This window comes from Corallococcus sp. CA041A, from assembly GCF_003612075.1.
Classification (GTDB): domain Bacteria; phylum Myxococcota; class Myxococcia; order Myxococcales; family Myxococcaceae; genus Corallococcus; species Corallococcus exiguus.
The window spans coordinates 1-2149 of record NZ_RAWF01000506.1; the positions used below are offsets into that span (position 1 = coordinate 1).

Consider the following 2149-nt stretch of genomic DNA (forward strand, 5'->3'; position numbering starts at 1 on the left):
GGATGGTGGGCGGGGGGAAGGGGGTGGTGCTCTGCGCGGTCGTTTTGCCGGTGATGCGGCCGAAGTGGCTGAACCGGCCGCTGCACGTCCCGGCGCAGGTGCTGTAGACGGGCTGGAGCATGCGCACGGGCTTCACCAGCCCTCCGGGCTGCCGGATGCCGAACTCCTGCGTGAGGATGGAGGCCAGCGACGTGCAGTGGAGGGTCAGGGTGACGCGGCTGCTGCCCTGCGTGGTCAGGCGGGCGTTGGAGGGCTTGTTCTGGGACAGGGGGCGCGAGTACAGGTTGTGCGCCGCGCCCAGGCTCGTTCCCGAGGAGTTGGTGCGCGAGTAGGACGCCTCCCAGGAGCACTGGCAACCCTCGGCGGGGCCGATCTTGATCAGGCCGTGGGCGTAGCTCAGGGCCTCGCCGTACAGCGAGGGCTCACGCCGGGCCACCTCGCGCACCAGGTCGAACTGCTTCGTCCCCATCTCCTTCTCGATGGCGCCGAGGGTCTTCTGCAGGGCGTTGCTCACGTGCAGGACCTCGCGGCTGGCGGAGATGCCCGGCGCGGCCGTCAGCTGGCAGGTCTTCTCGTCCTCGCAGGCGAGGCTGACGTCATAGGGCTGGCTGGCCAGCTCCCGGCCCTGCGCCTCCCGCACGACGAGCCGCTGCGCCCAGCCCGTCTCCCACGGCTCCTGCACCGCGCCGGACAGCTTCACCTCCACCTCCTCGCCGGCCTTGGGCGAAAGCCGCTCGCCCGCGGTGAGCTTCTCCGTGCCGTCATAGGACAGGACCTCCACCTCCCCGGGCAGGGACTTCGACTCCGCGGACCAGCGGATGCGCGCGGTCAGCTCGCCGTCCTGCATGGACACGTTGACGATGGTGGCAGGCATCTCGCGCGTTTCAGCGGCGTGGACGGGCGCGGCCACGAACAGGCAACCCACGGCGAACGAGGAGAGGGTCAGGGCGCGACGCCAGGAGGCTCGGGGGGAACGACGGTGCATGGTGCTGTGCCTTGGGAAGAAGGTTCCGCCATATCTGACACGCGATGTCAGGATTGGCGGGCCGCCCCAAGAGCAGGTTGCGTGCCAGCGAGCCTCCACGTCTGTCGCGAGGGAGGGGGGCTGTAGCGCGAAACGCTACGCAGGACCGGTGCACGGCTTTCCGGTGCGGCTCACGTGCTAGAAGGGGAGGGTGATTGCCGCTCTTCCCGGCCCGGAGCGCGCGGGCGTCGCGAGGCTCGCGTTCGAACGCTCGGGGCCCCGCACCGTGGTGCGCACCGCGCTGGCGCACAGCCCCTTGCGGCTGCTCACGCCTCGCAACCACGGCCACGCGGCGTGGGCCTATACCAGCTCCTTCGGTGGCGGGCTGGTGGACGGGGACCACCTGCGGCTGGAGGTGGATGTGGCGGACGGCGCGTCGGCGCTGCTCGCGACGCAGGGCTCGAACCGTGTCTACCGCTCGCCCAACGGTTGCCGCAGTGATCTCGTCGCGCGCGTGGGCCGGGACGCGCTGCTGGCGTGGGTGCCGGACCCCACCGTCTGCTTCACCGACGCCCGCTATTCACAGACATTGGATGTGACGCTTTCGCCGGGCGCGTCGCTGGTGCTCGCGGACGTGGTGACGGCGGGGCGGAGCGCCCGGGGCGAGCGCTGGGCCTTCCTGCACTACGCCTCGCGCCTGCGCGTCGCGCGGGAAGGGCGCGCGTTGGTGGATGAGCGGTGGGTGCTGGACCCCGCGCACGGCGCGCTGCCGGAGCGGCTGGGCCGCTTCGACGCGCTGGCGTCCGTGCTGCTGGTAGGGCCCGCGTTGAAGGATGCTCGGGAGGCCCTGGCCGCGCGCGTGGCGGGCCTGCCGGTGAAGCCTCGCGCCCGGGAGGTCATCTCCGCCAGCCCCCTGGGCGAGGACGGACTGCTGCTGCGCGTAGCGGCCGTGTCGTTGGAGACGCTGCTGGCCACCACGCGCGACTGGCTGTCCTTCCTACCGGGCCTGCTGGGTGACGACCCGTGGGCCCGGCGGGTGTGACTAGGGCGTGTCCGCAAATTAGAGCCAGAGGCGGATGGAGGCGATATGGACCATCGCCAGGTAGTTGGCGGCGCGCTTCTCATAGCGCGTCGCCACCCGCCGGTTCTGCTTCAAGCGATTGAAGAGACACTCCACCCGGCAGC

At 71.1% G+C, this 2149-nt stretch carries 2 protein-coding genes and 1 pseudogene; 1 reads left to right on the top strand and 2 read right to left on the bottom strand.

Annotated elements, in window-relative coordinates:
• Nucleotides 1-985: hypothetical protein (locus D7V77_RS41695; RefSeq protein ID WP_147452349.1), on the bottom strand; the 985-nt coding region annotated here is incomplete at its 3' end.
• A 190-nt stretch (nt 986-1175) separates the two neighbouring features.
• Between D7V77_RS41695 and D7V77_RS41700 the strand changes: the two genes are divergently transcribed.
• Nucleotides 1176-2006 carry an urease accessory protein UreD gene (locus tag D7V77_RS41700; protein ID WP_120581694.1) on the top strand — a complete coding sequence of 277 codons (831 nt, stop codon included), beginning with the start codon at nt 1176-1178 and terminating at the stop codon, nt 2004-2006.
• 18 nt (nt 2007-2024) lie between these two features.
• On the opposite strand, the pseudogene D7V77_RS41705 reads toward D7V77_RS41700, so the two are convergent.
• Nucleotides 2025-2149 (bottom strand): annotated as a pseudogene (locus D7V77_RS41705) (IS5/IS1182 family transposase); the annotation flags it as partial.